The 17,331-nt window shown below is 66.8% G+C and carries 16 protein-coding genes; 13 read left to right on the forward strand and 3 right to left on the reverse strand.

Going from position 1 to position 17,331, the window contains the following annotated elements; all coding sequences use genetic code 11:
• The first annotated feature begins 97 nt into the window (after nucleotides 1-97).
• The 7 genes from ACOOHP_RS20095 (at nucleotide 98) to ACOOHP_RS20125 (ending at nucleotide 6,752) form a co-directional block, all read left to right on the forward strand.
• Nucleotides 98-790: a fumarylacetoacetate hydrolase family protein gene (locus tag ACOOHP_RS20095; protein ID WP_420468254.1), complete on the forward strand. Its 693-nt coding sequence runs from the start codon at nucleotides 98-100 to the stop codon at nucleotides 788-790.
• A 31-nt stretch (nucleotides 791-821) separates the two neighbouring features.
• Complete coding sequence (locus ACOOHP_RS20100; protein ID WP_420468255.1) at nucleotides 822-2,084, forward strand: aromatic ring-hydroxylating dioxygenase subunit alpha; 1,263 nt, start codon at nucleotides 822-824, stop codon at nucleotides 2,082-2,084.
• A gap of 4 nt (nucleotides 2,085-2,088) precedes the next feature.
• Nucleotides 2,089-2,565 carry an aromatic-ring-hydroxylating dioxygenase subunit beta gene (locus tag ACOOHP_RS20105; RefSeq protein WP_420468256.1) on the forward strand — a complete coding sequence of 159 codons (477 nt, stop codon included), beginning with the start codon at nucleotides 2,089-2,091 and terminating at the stop codon, nucleotides 2,563-2,565.
• Between the two features lie 26 nt (nucleotides 2,566-2,591).
• Nucleotides 2,592-3,236, forward strand: a complete 645-nt coding sequence (gene maiA / locus ACOOHP_RS20110) for a maleylacetoacetate isomerase (protein WP_420468257.1) — start codon at nucleotides 2,592-2,594, stop codon at nucleotides 3,234-3,236.
• Nucleotides 3,237-3,514: 278 nt separating this feature from the next.
• The gene (locus ACOOHP_RS20115; RefSeq protein ID WP_420468258.1) at nucleotides 3,515-3,826 is read left to right on the forward strand and encodes a hypothetical protein; all 312 of its coding nucleotides are present in this window, start codon (nucleotides 3,515-3,517) and stop codon (nucleotides 3,824-3,826) included.
• Between the two features lie 313 nt (nucleotides 3,827-4,139).
• On the forward strand, nucleotides 4,140-5,819 hold the full coding sequence (gene ilvD / locus ACOOHP_RS20120; RefSeq protein WP_420468259.1) for a dihydroxy-acid dehydratase: 1,680 nt from the start codon (nucleotides 4,140-4,142) through the stop codon (nucleotides 5,817-5,819).
• Between the two features lie 345 nt (nucleotides 5,820-6,164).
• Nucleotides 6,165-6,752 carry a 4'-phosphopantetheinyl transferase family protein gene (locus tag ACOOHP_RS20125; protein ID WP_420468260.1) on the forward strand — a complete coding sequence of 196 codons (588 nt, stop codon included), beginning with the start codon at nucleotides 6,165-6,167 and terminating at the stop codon, nucleotides 6,750-6,752.
• A 159-nt stretch (nucleotides 6,753-6,911) separates the two neighbouring features.
• On the opposite strand, the gene ACOOHP_RS20130 is transcribed toward ACOOHP_RS20125, so the two are convergent.
• Nucleotides 6,912-8,189, reverse strand: coding sequence for a serine hydrolase domain-containing protein (locus ACOOHP_RS20130; protein WP_420468261.1), 1,278 nt, complete (start codon nucleotides 8,187-8,189; stop codon nucleotides 6,912-6,914).
• 283 nt (nucleotides 8,190-8,472) lie between these two features.
• On the opposite strand from ACOOHP_RS20130, the gene ACOOHP_RS20135 reads away from it, so the two are divergent.
• The 6 genes from ACOOHP_RS20135 to ACOOHP_RS20160 all read left to right on the forward strand — a co-directional run bounded on the left by ACOOHP_RS20135 (nucleotide 8,473) and on the right by ACOOHP_RS20160 (nucleotide 15,132).
• Nucleotides 8,473-9,300 (forward strand): class I SAM-dependent methyltransferase, encoded by an 828-nt coding sequence (locus ACOOHP_RS20135; RefSeq protein ID WP_420468262.1) that lies wholly within the window; start codon nucleotides 8,473-8,475, stop codon nucleotides 9,298-9,300.
• 100 nt (nucleotides 9,301-9,400) lie between these two features.
• A complete protein-coding gene (locus ACOOHP_RS20140) occupies nucleotides 9,401-10,192 on the forward strand; it encodes a hypothetical protein (RefSeq protein ID WP_420468263.1) in 792 nt (263 codons plus the stop codon).
• A gap of 39 nt (nucleotides 10,193-10,231) precedes the next feature.
• Nucleotides 10,232-10,894, forward strand: a complete 663-nt coding sequence (locus ACOOHP_RS20145; RefSeq protein WP_420468264.1) for a sulfotransferase family 2 domain-containing protein — start codon at nucleotides 10,232-10,234, stop codon at nucleotides 10,892-10,894.
• 179 nt (nucleotides 10,895-11,073) lie between these two features.
• On the forward strand, nucleotides 11,074-12,885 hold the full coding sequence (gene asnB, locus ACOOHP_RS20150) for an asparagine synthase (glutamine-hydrolyzing) (protein WP_420468265.1): 1,812 nt from the start codon (nucleotides 11,074-11,076) through the stop codon (nucleotides 12,883-12,885).
• Complete coding sequence (locus ACOOHP_RS20155) at nucleotides 12,878-14,053, forward strand: glycosyltransferase (protein ID WP_420468266.1); 1,176 nt, start codon at nucleotides 12,878-12,880, stop codon at nucleotides 14,051-14,053. The genes asnB and ACOOHP_RS20155 overlap by 8 nt, the downstream gene beginning before the upstream one ends.
• Complete coding sequence (locus tag ACOOHP_RS20160; RefSeq protein WP_420468267.1) at nucleotides 14,050-15,132, forward strand: glycosyltransferase family 4 protein; 1,083 nt, start codon at nucleotides 14,050-14,052, stop codon at nucleotides 15,130-15,132. The genes ACOOHP_RS20155 and ACOOHP_RS20160 overlap by 4 nt, the downstream gene beginning before the upstream one ends.
• Before the next feature lie 22 nt (nucleotides 15,133-15,154).
• Here the strand turns inward: ACOOHP_RS20160 and ACOOHP_RS20165 are convergent, their stop codons facing one another.
• A complete protein-coding gene (locus ACOOHP_RS20165) occupies nucleotides 15,155-16,237 on the reverse strand; it encodes a glycosyltransferase family 4 protein (RefSeq protein ID WP_420468268.1) in 1,083 nt (360 codons plus the stop codon).
• Nucleotides 16,234-17,262 carry a glycosyltransferase family 9 protein gene (locus ACOOHP_RS20170; RefSeq protein WP_420468269.1) on the reverse strand — a complete coding sequence of 343 codons (1,029 nt, stop codon included), beginning with the start codon at nucleotides 17,260-17,262 and terminating at the stop codon, nucleotides 16,234-16,236. The genes ACOOHP_RS20165 and ACOOHP_RS20170 overlap by 4 nt, the downstream gene beginning before the upstream one ends.
• Nucleotides 17,263-17,331: the final 69 nt, after the last annotated feature.

A 17,331-nucleotide genomic window follows, 5' to 3' on the forward strand; every position in this document is an offset into this window, starting at 1 on the left:
TGGTTTCGAGATGGACGGCACGGATGCACACCTGGATCGTCCGCGACCGAAGCTTGTTTATCCAGAACTCGTTTATCCAGAACGAAAGGAAAGCAACGTGAAGTACGCCGTCCCGGCTGCACCGACACACAGCCTGCGCATCAACGGCACCGGGGAACATTTCCCGGTCAACCGCATATTCTGCGTGGGCCGCAACTACGCCGCTCACGTGCGCGAGATGGGCGGCGACGAACGCGACCCGCCTTTCTTCTTCATGAAGCCGGCCTGCGCGGCGGTGGACGCCAGCAGCACCGCGCACATCGCGTATCCGCCGATGACCAGCAACTTTCACCATGAGATCGAGCTGGTGGTGGCCATCGGCAAGGCCGGCACGAATCTGGATGTGGAGACCGCACTGGACGTGGTGTTCGGTTACGCGGTGGGCCTGGACATGACCCGGCGCGATCTGCAGCTCGCCGCTCGCGACAAGGGGCGCCCGTGGGAGTTCGGCAAGGCGTTCACGGGGTCCGCGCCGGTCGGTGCGATTTCGACGGTGGCGCAGGTCGGTCATCTCGCCGCAGGCGCCATCACGCTCAGCGTCAACGGCGCGATCAGGCAGTCCTCGGACCTCAAGCTGATGATCTGGAGCGTCGCCGAGGCGCTGGCCTATCTGTCGCGCTACGAGGCCCTGCAGCCGGGCGATCTGATCATGACCGGCACACCGGAAGGCGTGGGTCCGGTGGTCGCGGGTGACGTGATGGATGGGCAGATTGCGGGACTCGACGACATCCGGGTCAGCGTGGGCGGCTGAGCCGCGCGCAGGAGGAGAACGGGAGCCGCACATGAACGACGCCATCCACGATCTGCAGGCCAAGATGTCCTGGGCCGAGCCGGGCACACACCGGATTCCGTTTGCTGCCTACACCGATCCGGAGCTGTACCGCCAGGAGTTGCAGAAGCTGTTCTATCGCGCGCACTGGTGTTACCTGGGACTGGAAGCAGAAATTCCCAACATCGGCGACTACCGACGCACCGTGGTTGGCGAACGCTCGGTGATCATGGTGCGCAACCGGGGCGGGGCCGTGAGTGCGTTCGAGAACGTGTGCGCTCATCGCGGCGCACAGTTCTGTCGCGAGCGCAGCGGCAACGCTGCTGGCTTTCACTGTCCGTATCACCACTGGAATTACGACCTGGAGGGCAATCTGCGCGGCCTGCCGTATCGCAAGGGCATCCGCCAGGACGACGCGCTGCACGGCGGCATGCCGGAAGATTTTGCCCTCGCCGACCACGGTCTGACCAAGCTCAAAGTGGCCACGCGCGGCGGCGTGGTGTTCGGCAGCTTCGATCATGGCGTGGAATCGTTCGAAGACTTTCTCGGCCCGACGGTGTTGGCCTACTTCGACCGCATCTTCGATGGGAGCAAGCTGGTGATCCTCGGGTACAACCGCCAGCGCATCCCCGGCAACTGGAAGCTGATGCAGGAGAACATCAAGGACCCCTATCACCCGGGCCTGCTGCACACCTGGTTCGTCAACTTCGGCCTGTGGCGCGCCGACAACAAGACCTCGCTGAAGATGGATGCGCAGCAGCGCCACGCGGTGATGGTGGGCGTGCGCAGCGCCGCCAAACCCACCGCCGAGGTCACCACCGGCGTGGCCAGCTACAAGGAGAAGATGCAACTGCACGACATGCGCCAGCTCGACATCGTGCCCGAGCCCTGGTGGAAGGGCCCCACGGTGACCATGCTGACGCTGTTTCCCAGTCTCATCGTTCAGCAGCAGGTGAACTCGCTGTCCACGCGGCATATCCAGCCGCGCGGACCGGGTGCCTTCGATTTCGTGTGGACCCATTTCGGGTTTGAAGATGACAGCGAGGAGATGACCGAGCGCCGCCTGGTGCAGGCCAATCTGTTCGGGCCTGCAGGTTACGTGTCGGCCGACGACGGCGAAGTCATCGAGTTCTCGCAGATGGGCTTCGCCGACAGCCAGCGCCGCAGCACCTGCGTGGAGATGGGCGGACGCCAGACGGGGGAAGCAGACACGGTGGCGTCCGAGACCCTCATCCGCGGCATGTACGCCTACTGGCGCAAGGTCATGGGAGTTTGAGCCGATGATCCCGGCACAGGAATATCTGGAACTGGCGCAGCTCTACAGCGACTACGCCGCCGCGGTTGATGCTGCCGACTGGGAGCGCTGGACACAGTTGTTCGTCGAGGACGCATGTCGCTACGTGGTGCAGCCGCGCGAGAACTTCGAACGCGGCCTGCCGCTGGCGACGCTGCGCCTGACCAGCCACGGCATGCTGCGCGACCGCGCTTACGGCATTCGCGAAACCCTGTTTCACGACCCCTATTACCAGCGCCATGTCGTCGGGCTGCCGCGCGTCCTGTCGGCCAGCGATGCCGGGATCGAGTCCGAGGCCAACTATGCGGTGTTCCGCACCAAGCTGGGCGAGCTAAGCACCGTGTTCAATGTGGGCCGTTACGTGGACACCGTCGTACGCACGTCGCAGGGATTGAAGCTGCGCTCGCGCCTGTGCGTGTACGACAGCGAGATGATTCCCAACGCGCTGATCTATCCGATCTGAGTACGTCCGGATCTGAGTACGTCGCCTTGAAACTGCATCACTTCGCGCCGAGTTCGGCCTCTTATCGCGTGCGCATCGCACTCAACCTCAAGGGTCTGGATTACCAGGCCGTGTCGGTCCACTTGCGCCAGGGCGAGCAGCACAGCGAGGCGTTCCGACAGCTCAGCAGCGCCGGGCTGGTCCCGGTGCTGGAGGACCCGCCGCACACGCTGACGCAGAGCCTGGCCATCATCGAGTATCTGGACGAGCGTTATCCCGAACCGCCCTTGCTGCCGCGTGGCGATGCGGGGGATCGCGCGCTGGTGCGCGCACTGGCGCTGTCCATCGCCTGCGATATCCATCCGCTGAACAACCTGCGCGTACTGAATTACCTGATTGGTCCGCTGGACGTCGGTGAGGGCGCGAAGAACGCCTGGGCGCGTCACTGGATCGGGCTGGGCTTCGCGGCGCTGGAAGCCCGCCTGGCAGCCCTGCCGCAGCGCGGCGACTTCTGCTTCGGCGATACGCCGACCCTGGCCGACATCTGTCTGGTGCCGCAGATCCTCAACGCCGCCCGGGTGGATACCGACATGGCGCCGTATCCGATCTTGCGCGCCATCGACGCGCGCTGTCGCGAGCTGTCGGCGTTCCAGCGCGCCCATCCCGCCCAGCAGGTCGGCTCGGTGCTTTGACCGGCGAGGCGAGAACTCCGTCACATTTGGCGCTTTCTTTCGCGGGTGACGCGGTTAGGCTGCGTAATGCCCGGCGGTGCGCATTTTTTGTCAGCCGCGGATCCCGGCCAGTATCGCGACAAGCGTCGCGATTCTTGAACAAATCGATATTGAATTTAATAAGTTATGTCCGCTCCGGCAGGTTTTGTCGCGGTCCGCATTCAGCCCGCGCCGGGGCGGGCACGAATCTGGCTCACCGGCCGTAAAGTCCCAGGCTTTGCCCAGGTAACGATACCCGCATGACCTCCGGCCACACCCAACTACTGAGCTTTCCGTCTGTCCGCAGTCGTCCGCGGCAGCCGATGAGCGTGGAATTTTCCACCGAGCCCGAACCCGCGCACGCCGATGGTCGCCGCTGGACGCGCGTGCGCATCACCGAGCAGGACGGCGGCGACTACCTCTGCGAGAAAGTGCGCGGGCCGGCACCGCTGGATGTACGTCGCGCCACGGTGGACTCGCTGGAAGCCGCGCGCGAGTTCTTCGGCGGCGGCTGGATCGTCAAGGAACTGTTTGCCGCGCTCGACCCCAAGCGTTTCCCGCGCTGGAACTGATCCCCGAAGCGGCGCGCTGGTCGCGGTATCGGCGTGGTGCGCAAAGACACTGGCGCACGTTAGGACGATCAATCAGGCCCCGCGAGGCTGCAAGCGCTGACCGGTTCCGGTGCCGCGCATTTCGCCCCGGTGTCTCGATGGTGTCGCCTGCGTCTTCGTCGCGCGGGCTGCTGGGTCCCGCGTCCAAGGACTGCAATCCCTTCACCTGATGCCGACCGGGGGCTAAGCTTTCGCCCCCCGCGACCCGGCACGCCCCGAACTTTATGGTTCCGGTGCCTGCCGTGCCCGCGTATTCACCCGACAAAGGCAGACTATGAGCACTCCCCAGAACCGTCACAGCCGCACCATAACGGCGGGCGTGGCACGCAGCCCCAATCGCGCGATGCTGCGTGCCGTGGGCTTCGGCGACGGCGACTTTGAAAAGCCTATCGTCGGCGTGGCCAACGGCCACTCCACCATGAACCCCTGCAATGCCGGCATCCAGCCGCTGGCCGATCGCGCAGGTGCGGCGATCAAGGCAGCGGGCGGCATGCCGCAGAGCTTTGGCTTTCCCACCGTCACCGACGGCATCTCCATGGGCACCGAGGGCATGAAGTTCTCGCTGATCTCGCGCGAGGTGATTGCCGACGCCATCGAAACCGCCGCGTCCAGCCAGTGCATGGACGGCGTGCTGGTGGTGGGCGGCTGCGACAAGAACATGCCAGGCGCGATGATCGGCATGCTGCGCATGAATATCCCCGGCGTGTTCGTCTACGCCGGCACCATCAAGCCGGGTAGCTGGAAGGGCGTGCCGCTGACCATCGTGTCCTCGTTCGAGGCGGTGGGTGCGTTCAACGGCGGCACCATGAGCCAAGAAGATCTGGACGGCATCGAGCGCAACGCCTGCCCCAGTGTCGGCGCCTGCGGCGGCATGTACACCGCCAACACCATGTCCAGCGCCTTTGAAGCCCTGGGTATGAGCCTGCTGGGCTCTTCGCAGATGGCCTCGCCCGACGGCGAGAAGGCCGATTCCGCTGCCGAGTCCGGCCGCGTGCTGATCGAGGCGATCAAGCAGGACCTCAAGCCGCGCGACATCGTCACGCGCAAGGCCATCGAGAACGCCATGGCGCTGGTGATGGCCACCGGCGGATCGACCAACGCGGTGCTGCATTTTCTGGCCATCGCGCATGCCGCGCACGTGCCGTTCACCATCGACGACATCGAGACCATCCGTCTGCGCACGCCGGTGCTGTGCGACCTCAAGCCCAGCGGCAAGTACGTGGCAGTGGATTTCCACCAGGCCGGCGGCGTGCCGCAGGTGCTGAAGATGCTGCTGGTCAACGGCCTGCTGCACGGTGACGCGCTCACCATCTCGGGTCAGACCATGGCCGAGGCGCTGGCGCATGTGCCGGCTGAACCGCGCGCGGATCAGGACGTGATTCGCCCGTTCGCGCAGCCCATGTACAAGCAGGGCCATCTGGCCATTCTCAAGGGCAATCTGGCGCCCGAAGGTGCGGTGGCCAAGATCACCGGTCTGAAGAATCCAGTCATCACCGGGCCGGCGCGCGTGTTCAATTCCGAAGAGGAATCCATGGCCGCGATCCTGGGCGACCAGATCAAGCCGGGCGATGTGCTGATCATCCGCTACGAAGGTCCCAAGGGCGGCCCCGGCATGCGCGAGATGTTGGCGCCAACCAGCGCCATCATCGGCAAGGGTCTGGGCGAGAGCGTAGGTTTCATCACCGACGGCCGTTTCTCCGGCGGCACCTGGGGCATGGTGGTGGGCCATGTCGCGCCCGAGGCCTACGACGGCGGTGCCATCGCGCTGATCGAGGAGGGTGACTCCATCACCATCGATGCGAAAAAGCTGTTGATCCAGGTCAATGTCAGCGACGAGGTGCTGGCCGCGCGGCGCGCCAAGTGGAAGCAGCCAGCGCCGCGCTACACCCGCGGCGTGCTGGCCAAGTTCGCCCGCATCGTGTCCAGCGCATCCAAGGGCGCGGTGACCGACTAGGGCCTGTTCACACTACGGCGATCGCTGCGGCGGAGGTCGCTTTTGCGCAGCGCAAGGAAGGAGTGACGAGATGTATTGGAATACACGAGGAGCGACTGACGCCGCGATGCGCAAAAGCGGCCCCGCCCCTTCGGGTTGCGGCCAGAATCCCGCCATGCGGCGTTGCGCCCGGCTCGCTTGGAATCACCAAGCGTCGCCGGTCGCGCCTTGCCTGGCGGGATTTTGGACTCGCAACGCAGCGACCGACGTAGTGTGAACAGGCCCTAAGCCACGCGCGCCAGCCGGTCCGCCCGTATGCACCGCATCGCATTGCCCGCGTGGTGGCCCGCCGTCGACGTCGGATTGATGTCTATCGGCGACCGCATCGGCGGTGAGGACTCGCGTCTGCCGCCGGCCATGCGCCGGGTGCATCAGAGCCGCTGCGCGCGAGCCCTGGCCATCGATCTGCTCGCTGCGCAGGGTTGTGTCACCGATGCCATCGGCAAGGGGCCGGCCGGCGATCCGGTCTGGCCCGCAGGGTTCGTCGGCAGTCTCAGTCACACCGAGTCCTACGCTGCGGCGGTGGTTGCGCGCGACCGCCATTGCAAGGCGCTGGGCATCGACGTGGAACCCGACCTGCCGCTGCCGCCGGATACCGATGGCCTGATCCTGCGCGATGAAGAACGACTTTGGTTGGCGGGCCTGGCCGGCGCCCATGCAGGCGCCGACCGCCTGCTGTTCTGCGCCAAGGAATGCGTACACAAGGCCATTCATCCCTTGCGCGGCGCCTGGCTGGATTTTCAGGATGTGTGGATCGAGGTCGATCCGGTAGCAGGAAGCTTTACGCCGCGCCCGGCGTCTGCTGCGGCGGAGAAAGCGTTTCAAGGGTTGCAAACGCAGGGGCGGTACGTGCGCACGCAGGGCCAGTTGCTGGCGGTTTTGGCGGTCTTCTAGAGCGAGTGTGTCCGGCGGAGGGTCGAGGCATTTGTCGGCCGCGGACCTTCAGGTTCGATCACGGACGAATACGGATCGACAGCGATACATCGCTCGTCTTTATCTGCCTGGTTTATCCGTGTGAGTCCGTGGCAAACCTTCAGACTGTCAGTTGAGCCCTCAGCTCTGCCCCGCCAGTTGCGCCAGGATCAGCGGGCGCAGATCGTCCCAGATTTGTACGCCCACGACGACGCCCTCGCTGCGCAGCAGCAGGATGGCGGCGTAGCGGCGGTCGAAGTCCATCCAGGGCACGGTGCCGAACAGGCCCGGATCGCTGATCTCGGGGCCGTCGCTCAAACCCTGCAGCGCGTTGCTACGGGTGTGCCACCAGCCCAGCGCGTAACCGTCGAAGAAGGCGCTGGCACCCGGCGGCAGCTGGCGGCGCGGACGGCCCTGAATCTGGCTGCTGCGGACCTCGCGTGCCAGCGCCTGCGGCAGGAACGGCTCGTCGCCGACGCGGCCTTCGGACAGCAGCATCTGCATGAAACGCAGGTAGTCCGGCGCCGATGTGGTGGCGCCGCCGGCCACGCGCGGGTTGGTACCGAAGAAGCGCGTCTGCGGCATGTCCAGCGGGTCGGCCAGACGCTCGATGAAGAAAGTGTTGAACGACTGTCCGCTAAGTATCTCGGCGATCAGACCGGCCACCTGGTAGCTGTTGCCGCCATAGGCAAACGCATTGCCGGGCACCGATTGCAGCGGCGCATCGGCGATGCTCTGTACGCACTCGCGCAGGTCCGACGCCGGGTCTGAAATGCAGTCGATGTCGGTGGCCAGTCCGGAGGTGTGATTGAGCAGCATGCGCGTGGTGATGGCGGACTTCGGCGACGGCCAGTCGATTTCCGGCTCCAGGTAGGTCGCGACCGGTTCGTCGAGATCGAGCAGACCGTCGCGTACCAGCGTCAGCAGCGCGGCGGAAGCCAGCGCCTTGCTGGCAGAGGCGACGAACACCGCGGAGTCGGGTTGCAGGTCGCCGCCGTTGCTGCGAAACACGGTGACATCGTCTACGCGCAGCTCGAACACGTAGGCGTCCACCACCGCTTCGGGGATCAGGCTGTCGAGTTCGGCTTGCAGCGCGGTCCAGTCGTAATCCACTGCAGCCACATTCAGATTCTGCGTGGTGGTGCCGATCGCGTTGCGTGCGGACAGGGTGTAGAAGCTGCTGTCCTGGACCCGCACGCGGCGCTCGCCGTCGGGTGGCAGACCCTGCGCCAGCGGTTCCAGGTCCACTACATCGGCGCCGGAGGTGCTCCAGCTCAGGGTTACTTCGCCGCCCCTGGCCACCGCTGTCGACGAGGCCTGAAAACTGTCGATGCGCGGCGCCACCGTCGGCAGCGGTGCGGGTGGCGCGCCACTGCCGCCGCCGCACGCGCTCAGGCCCCACAGCAACGCAAGCGACAAGGCGCGCCTAGCCGCGGCGGGCGTTCGACCGGTGCAGCAGCGCAAAAACCGTAACAGCGGCATGGCAGATTGGGGTCTGGACAACAGTGGGATGGAGCGACCGCAGTGTCGAGGAAGACAGGGTCGTACGGCAAAGCTACGGTGGCGGCCTGAGCCTTGTCTGAATCGTGGCGGGCGGGGCTGTACGCCGTGAGCCTGCCCAAAAAACTGAACCGGGCCTTTTCATCCTGGCCACTGGCGCGATAGCGTTCCGAGTGCACATGCGGTCACTCTTACGTTGCTCATGAACAAACCCGATCCCGACTGGCAGCAATGGCTGAAGGCCAACCATGGCCTGCGCATGGACGCCAACAGCACCGCGTGGGCGCAGGACCGTCGCGAGCTGCACCTGAGCCGTTATCGCTTCGCCGCCGAGCGTGTCGCCGGGCAGGAGGTGCTGGATGCCGCCTGCGGCACCGGTTACGGCAGTGAACTGCTGGCGCAGTGGGCGGCCAGCGTGACCGGCGTAGACATCTCCGCCGATGCGATCGGTTACGCGCAGGTCACCTATGCCAGCGCCAACACCCGTTATGTGCAGTCGCCGGTGGAGTACACGCCGTTCGACACGGGCGCGTTCTCCACCATCGTGTCGTTCGAAACGCTGGAGCACACCCTGGCACCGGCCGCCACGCTGCGCGAGTTTGCGCGCCTGCTGCGGCCGGACGGCTGTCTGATCGTGTCCACCCCCAACGGCTGGGGCTACACCAAGGATCACTTCTTCGACATCGATCAGGCCATGTTCGAGCGACTGCTGGGCGTCAGCTTCGAACGCTGGGAGCTCTACTACAACAACTCCGGCAGTCGTCGCGGCTATTCGCGGCAAGCGGGTATCGGGCCGTTGGCCGAACTGCGTGAGGGCACCGCCGAATGCCTGATTGCAGTGTGCCGCGACCCCAAGACCGGGCTCGACGGCGGTGCTCGCGAGACCGAGTGGATGCTGGAGGTCTATCGCAATTCGATGTGGCGGCACCGCCAGTTCCAGAAAGCCTGGAAGCGCTTTCGCCGCTGGCCGCTGAGCCTGCTGGCGCGGCACTGGGGCTGGCAAGGAAAGACCCCTGAAGCTCGCGGATAGTCTGTATCGGCTGGGCATCGCCTGGCGGGGGCCGGCGTACTGGCACTGGCGTTATTACGGCCACGACTACCAGGCGCGACACCGCGATGGTTGCTGGCAGGTGCGGGCGCTGGGGCACCGACTGGACTGCGCCGACCTTGGCGGCTGGCTGCCGCCCGGCGGCAGCGTGCACATCGTCCTGTCCGGTCCGTCCATCGCCACCATTGCCGAGCCCACGCGTTTGGCGATGCGCCCGACCGTGGTGGTCAACGGCTCGTTCCGGGTGCTGCTCGATGCCGGTTGCAGCGCCGATCTGTATGTGGTCTCCGACGTCGGGTTCGTGCGCCGGCAATGGTCGCGCTTCGTCGCCGGAGTGCGTGCCTCGCGGGCGCTGGCGCTGGACCATCGCGTGCTGCTCGAAGTGTTGCGGCGGGACCCGGAAGCGCTCGCCGGCAAACAACTGCGCCTGTTCGACAATCTGTTGCGCCCCTATGGACGCAGCGCGCGCTGGTGGTCCGGGGCGATACCGGCCACGGTGCGTCGGCGCGACCGCACCGCGGCGTTCTCCGTCGATCCTGCGTTCGGCTATTTCCCTTCCTGCACCGTCGCCTACCTGGCGCTGCAGATGGCGGCGAGCCAGCGGCCGGCGCGCATCGTGCTGTTCGGGCTGGACCTGGGCGGCGCGCGGCGCTATTACGACGAAGCGCAGCCCGAACAATCGATGCTGCAGCGGGACCTGCAGCGCTGCATCCTGCCGCACCTGAGGCTGGCGGCGCAGACGCTCGCCGATCTGGGCATCGCGGTACACAACGCTTCGCCGGATTCAGCCGTGCCGGCATCGATCTTCCCGCGCATGTCGCCGTCGGAATACCTGCAAGACCTTCATCGGGACGACCGGGAGCGTCCGGCATAATCGCAGCCGGCTCGCTCCGGGCCTGCAAGCGCAGCGTTCGTGATTCTGTCCAACCGTTACAACTTCCTGTATGTGCATATCGCCAAAACCGGCGGTACCAGCGTGCGCGCGGTGCTGAAGTCCCTGCAGTGGAAAGACCCTTACTACCTGGCGCAATTCCTGTGCTCGCGGCTGTCGCACGCCACCAGCCACCGCATTGCCGCCAAGCTGCCGCGCCACGCCAAGATCGTGTGTGCGCAGGAGATGTTGCCGAAGGAGTTTTTCGACGGCCTGTTCAAGTTCGCATTCGTGCGCAACCCCTGGGACCTGCAGGTGTCCAGCTACCACCATCTCAGGCGCGAGCGCCCGCACCTGCTCGAAGGTCGCGACAGTTTCGAGGCTTTCACGCGCTGGAAGCTCGACCCCGCGCGTCCCTACCAGTACCACCTGGATACCGCCATCACCCCGCTGACCGATTACCTGATCGATCTGCGCGGTAAGCTGCTGCCCGACTTCATCGGCCGCTACGAACGTCTGGCCGACGATTGGGACCGCGTGTGCAAGCGCATCGGCGTCGCCACTCCGGCGTTGCCGCACAAGCGTCAGGCTATCGACAGGCGGGCCGATTATCGCAGCTACTACAGCGACGACCTCGCCGCGCTGGTCGGCGAATTCTTTCGGCGCGATATCGAGCTGCTGGGCTACCGATTCGATCCCGAATGAGCGAGCCGCAATGCCGTCTATCTCAGGCTCGCCAGTGCTCGCGCTGGCCGCTGGCAGTGTCTCCACCCCCGCGTCGTCACTCGGGTGTGCCGGGCACTTCGCGCCCCACCGTCGTTGCGCTCCCGGGCCGCGGCAGATGCGGTCACCGCGACTGTACCAGCGCCACAAGACACTAGGTCATGTGCGGAATCGCCGGCATGGTGACGCGTCACGAATCTGCCGACGAGGCGCTGCTGCAGCGCATGGCGGCCACGCTTACGCATCGCGGCCCGGAAGACAGTGGCGTCTACTGCTCGCAGGGCTTCGGCATCGCGCACACACGCCTGGCCATCATCGACCTGCCCGGCGGGCATCAGCCGCTGTTCGATGCCGAGCGCCGTTATGCGCTGGTCGCCAACGGCGAGATCTACAACTACGTCGAGCTGCGCCAGGAGCTCGAAGCGTGCGGCGCGCGCCCGCTCACGCGCTCCGACAGCGAGGTCGCGCTGCACGGCTGGGCGCATTGGGGGCGCCAGTCGCTGACCCGCCTCAACGGCATGTACGCGTTTGCGCTGTTCGATCATGCGCAGCGCGAGCTGTGGCTGGTGCGAGACCGTCTGGGCATCAAGCCGCTGTACTACGCGCTCCTGCCGGACCGCCTGCTGTTCGCCTCCGAACTCAAGGCCCTGCTGCCAGCGCTTCCGCAGCAGCCGCAGATCGATCCGGTGGCGCTGGCCCAGTATTTCCAGAACCAGCACTGCAGCGGTCGCGACACCATTTTTCGGGACATCCATCGCGTGCTGCCGGGCGAGGCGCTGCGCATCGGCAGCGACCTGCAGATCGAGTCTCTGCGCTACTGGCGAGCCACCGACGTGCAGCCGCAGCGCCTGAGCTTCGAGCAGGCTGCGGAGGCGTGGACGCCGCTGTTCGAGCAGGTGATGCGCGAGCACCTGCGCGCCGACGTGCCGCTGGGATTGTTCCTGTCCGGCGGGGTGGATTCGGCCGTGCTGCTGGCGCAGTTGCAAGGCCTGCAAGCGCAGCGCATCAGAACGTATTCCATCGGCTGGTCGGACGCACGGCAAAAGGACGAACTCGACGGCGCGCAGCGCATGGCAAGGCTTTTCGATTCCGATCACCAGGCGATCGTGCTGTCCTCGCAACAGGTGCTGCGGCGCCTGCCGCGCATGGCGTGGGCGGCAGACGACCTGATGCGCGACTACGCCTGCCTGCCGACCCTGGCCCTGGCCGAAGCGGCGGGCCGCGACCTCAAAGTGGTGTTCAGCGGCGAGGGCGGCGACGAGGCCTTTGCCGGGTATGGCCGCTATAGACCGGGCGCGGTTGAGCGCGGCTACAAGTCCTTGCGTTATCCGGGCAGCGGCGGCTTTCGCGCGCGCGGCGAATTGAAGGGCACGTGGGTGCGCAAGCTGTTCGGTACCGAACTGAGCGCCGCGCTGGCGGCCCATCGCAAGCCGTACATCCAGGCTTGGTCGGACACCCCTGCCGCGTGGTCCGACCTGCAGCGACGCCAGTATGTGGACATCGCCACCAATCTGGCCGACGACCTGCTGGTGAAGTCCGACCGCATGCTGATGGCCTGCAGCGTCGAAGGCCGTGTACCGTTTTGCGATCACCGCGTGATCGAGTTCGGCTTGTCGCTGCCTGACGCGCTGAAAGTACGCCGCGACGCGGGCAAGGTTTTTCTGAAGCGCTGGGCAGAATCGTTCCTGCCAGCCGATCACCTGTGGCAGCGCAAGGCCGGATTTCACGTGCCGGTGGGTGAATGGCTGCGCGGGGATTTCCTGAGCCGGCTTGCGACAGAGCTACCGCGCAACCCGGCGATCCGGCGCTGGTGCCGGCCGCAGGCGGTGCACGTGCTGCTGCAACGCCAGGCCGCGCACCATGACGTCACCCGCGAGGTCTGGAGCCTGCTGCAGTTCGCCATCTGGCATCGCCTGACCATCGAGGGCGCTGGCGTGCCCGCCTCCGAGGCTGATCCGCTGGACTATGTCTGAAACCAAAACTGAAGCCTGGGCTGAAACCAGGGCCGATGTCGGAGCCCGGCGGCCGCGCGTGGGCGTGATGATCTCGTTCTCCGGCGACGGCGGTGTCGAGCGTATGGTCACCCAGTTGTGCGCGGAATTCGTGCACCACGTGGATGTGGATCTGCTGGCCCTGAAGATCGAAGGCGGCCACGCACAGCGCATCCCCACCGCGGTGAATCTGATGCGCCTGGATGCGCGCCATGCCTGGACCAGCGTGGGCGAGGTCGCGCGCTATCTACGCCAGGTGCAGCCCGATGCGCTGCTGGTGGCCAAGGACCGCGCCGGCCGTGCGGCGCTGGCGGCGCGTCGCCGTGCCGGGGTGCCGGTGCCGGTGTTCATCCGCCTGGGCACCAACCTGTCGGCCGCGCTAAGCCGCAAGGATGCCTTCAGCCGCTGGTTGCGGACGCGGCCGATGCGCAAACGCTATCCCGAGGCCGATGGCGTCATCGCGGTATCCGAGGGCGTGCGCCAGGACACCATCGCGGTCACCGGAATGCCGGCCGATCGCGTGCAGGTGATCCGCAATCCGGTGATCACCGCGCAACTGGCCGAACAGGCGGCGCAGTCAGCGCCGCATCCCTGGCTGGCCGACAAGACGCTGCCGGTGATTGTCGGCATGGGGCGGCTGACCCGGCAGAAGGATTTCCTCACCCTGCTGCGCGCGTTCGCCGCGCTGCAGGACGCCGTGCCTTCGCGGCTGATCCTGCTCGGCGATGCGCCCAACCCAGAGTACCGGCAGCGCCTGCAACGGTGCGCCGCCGAGCTGGGCGTCAGCCAGCGTCTGCTATTACCCGGCTTCCAGACCAATCCTTACGCCTGGCTCGCGCGCGCCGACCTGTTCGTGCTGTCCTCGGCCTGGGAGGGTTCGCCCAACGCGCTGACCGAGGCCCTGGCGCTGGGTATTCCCTGCGTGTCCACCGACTGTCCCAGCGGACCGGCCGAGATTCTGGACGGCGGCCGCTACGGCGCTCTGGTGACGGTGGGCGACCATGCGGGCATGGCGCGCGCCATGGCGGACACCCTGGCGGACCCGCTGCCGACTGACCTGCTGCGACAGGCGGTGAGCGAATACCGCGCAGACTGGAGCGCGCAGCGTTACCTTGCGCACATGGGCCTGGTTCCTTTCCACCGCCGATGATGCACGCCGTCCGCAGTTTGCAGGTCATCGCCAGTCCGCGCATGGGCGGCGCCGAAACCAGCTTCCAGCGTATTGCCACGGCCTTGCAGCACGCGGGCAACCCGGTCATGGCGGCGGTCCGCCAGGGCTCGGAACTGGCGCGCCTGCTCGACGGCGAACTGCCGCTATGCAGTCTGCCGATGCGCAATTTCGTGGACCTCGCCAGCATCCGTGCGATCCGCCAGGCCGCCCTGGCGCACGGTGCGCAGGTGATCCAGAGCTGGGCCTCGCGCGCCACCTGGCTGACCCGCGCGCCGCCGGGAGTCGTCCACGTCGCGCGCCTGGGCGGCTACTACAAGTTGCGCTATTTCCGCCACGCCGACGGCTGGATTGCCAACACCCGCGGACTGCGCGACTGGATGGTCGGCAAGGGCTTTCCGCCCAACCGGGTGGAATGGATCAACAACTTCGTGCCCGAACTACCAGCCGGCACAGTGCCCTCGGTGAGCCACGAGTCGCTGGGCATTCCGGTGGAGGCGCTGCTGGTGGTGTCGATGGGACGCTTCATCGACAAGAAGGGTTTTCCGGACCTGCTGGCCGCGTTCGCACGGCTGCCGGCCCGTATCCGCGATCGGCCGGTGCACCTGCTGCTGATCGGCGACGGCCCGATGATGGCGGAGCTGCGTGCGGGCAGCAGCGCCCTGGAGCCGCGTGTGCACTTCACCGGCTGGCTGGAGCAGCCGCTGCCGGTGATCGCGATGGCCGACCTGTTCGTGTGTCCGTCGCGGGTGGAGCCGCTCGGCAACGTGGTGCTGGAAGCCTGGAGCCAGGGCGTGGCGGTGGTGTGTACCGAGACCGCCGGCGGCACCGAGCTGATCCACAGCGGCGACACCGGCCTGTTGTGTCCGACTCAGGACGTGCCGCGCATGGCTGCCGCGATGCAGCGCGTGCTCGGCGATGCATCGCTGCGCGCCGCACTGGCCGGCAACGGCCTGCACCACTACCGGCATCGCTACGGAGAGCGCAAGACCTTGGAATCGACGCTGGATTTCTACCGGCGTCTACAAGGCATGACACCGGCTACGCGGCTGCGGCATTGAGGCCGATCCTGGCCTGGCGACGCTACCCGCCGCCGAGCAACTCCCGATACACCGCCAGATTGCCGTCGACCATCGCGTCCACCGAAAACTCCTGCTCGATGCGGTCGCGGCCCTGCGCGCCAAGCTGGCGCCGACGGTCCGGATCGGCGACCAGTGTGGCCAGGGCGGCCGTCCAGGCGTCGACGTCGCCGGGTTCCACCAGCACGCCGGTGACACCGTCGCGCACCGCCTCGGGCAAGCCGCCGGCACGGCTGGCGATCACCGGCACGCTGGCGGCGGCGGCCTGCAGCAGGGACACGCCCAGGCCTTCCATCCACGCCGGATGCGCCACCAGATCCAGGCAGCCGAGCCAGCGCGGCAGATCCGCACGAAAGCCAGCGAAGCGCACGATGCCATCCAGTTCGGCAGCCTCGCGCTCGAGCTTTTCGCGCAGGGCGCCCTGGCCGAAGCAGATCACCCGCACGCGCTCGCGCTGCGGCAACTGACGCAGCGCGCGGAACAGCACGCGATGTCCCTTGCGCTCGATCAGCTGCGCGATCACGCCGATCAGCACCGCATCCTCGGGGACGCCGAACTGTACGGCGAAGTCCGCGCGTGTCTGCGGCTGCTGCCAGGCCCTGGGGTCCAGGCTGGAGCGCACTACGCACAGCTTGCCGGCGGGCACACCCTGCGCCGCAAGGACTTCGGCAATGCCGTGCGAGATCGCGATGATCCGATCATGCAGGCGGTACTTGAGTGCGGACCACCAACGCGGTTCGGGGTTGTCGACTCGCCGCGACAGCACACAGGGCAGGCCGGCCATCTGCACACCCCAGGCGCCCATGACGTCGGCGCCGCGGCGCGAGTGCAGATGCACCAGATCGGGCTTTTCTTCGGCCAGCAGCCGGCGCAGGCCGAAGGCGAAACCGACGTCGATGTCGCCGGCCCAGCAGCGCAGCGCACGCACCCGCACAGTGCTGCCGGCAAAGTGCTGGCCGATAACAGCGCCCGGGGTGCACACCAGCAGGTTGTCCACGCCGCGCTGTTGCAGCCCGTCGAGCAGATAGGCCACTTGCTGCGCGCCGCCGTAGAGATGGCGGCCGGTTTCGACGTGAACGATCTTCATCGGTGCTGGAGTAGTTCGCGCGCCGCGGCGGCGACGCGCGCCGGCGTCAGGCCGCGCAGGCAGTCCCAGGTTCCGCCGCAGGTCGGATGGCGCCGGCAGGGCGCGCAGGGCAGGGCGTCGTACATCACCCGCAAGGGGCTGTCGGCGCCGCGGGTGTAAGGACAGGTGGAGCCGAACAGCGCCAAGGTCGGTCGTTGCACGGCGATGCCGATATGAGTCAGGCCGGTGTCGACACCGACGATCAGGGCGGCGCGTTCGAGCAGCGCCGGCAGCAACTCCAGCGGCGTGCGGCCCGCCAGGTTTACCGAGCCCGCTGGCAGTTGCGCGTGTAGCAGCTGGGCATCGTCGCGCTCGGCCGGGCCGCCAAAAATCACGCAGGGACCCCGCTGCAAGGGCACCAGCGCTTGTGCGAGTTGCGGCCAGTGCTCTGGCATCCAGTGTTTCTGCGGGCGCGTGGTGTAGGGGCAGAACGCAATGTAGGGGCCGGGCAGACCTTGCTGTGCCAGCAGACTCAGCGCGCGCGCGCGCTGTTCGGCTGTGGGCTGCAGGTGTGGCGGGCCGGGATCCTGGCCGGTCAGTTGCTGCGCCAGATCACGATACTCGGAGCTGATGTCGTCGACGTTGCCGCCCTTGTCGAACAGGCGGTGGACCAGGAACGCACCGGGCTCCCTGGAGCGCAGGCCGATGCGGATATCGGCCGGTGCCATCCGCGCGAGCACGCGCGTCTTGAGCAGGCCCTGGGCATCGATCACCCAGTCGAACCTCGGTTCTGCGCGCAGCAGCCGGTGTGTCGCCCGCGCCCCGGCCAGCGAGTCGGTAGCGCCGGCTGGCAGCCGGATGAGTTGATCCACGCGTGCATCGCCCTGCAGCAGATCGGCCCAGCGCGACTGCAGCAGCCAGGCGATATGCGCTTGCGGGTATGCCTGTCTCAGGCCGGCCAGCAGCGAGGTGCAGAACACCACGTCGCCCAGTGCCGAGATGCGGACGATCAGGATGCGCCGCGGGGGCGGGGAAGCGAGCTTCATCCAACATATAATAGGGTTCGCCCGCCTCTCCCGGCGGGCTTTGTTTACTCCAGCTAGAGCCAAGGAACA

The organism is Panacagrimonas sp., from assembly GCF_965216805.1.
Taxonomy (GTDB): Bacteria; Pseudomonadota; Gammaproteobacteria; order Nevskiales; family Nevskiaceae; genus Panacagrimonas.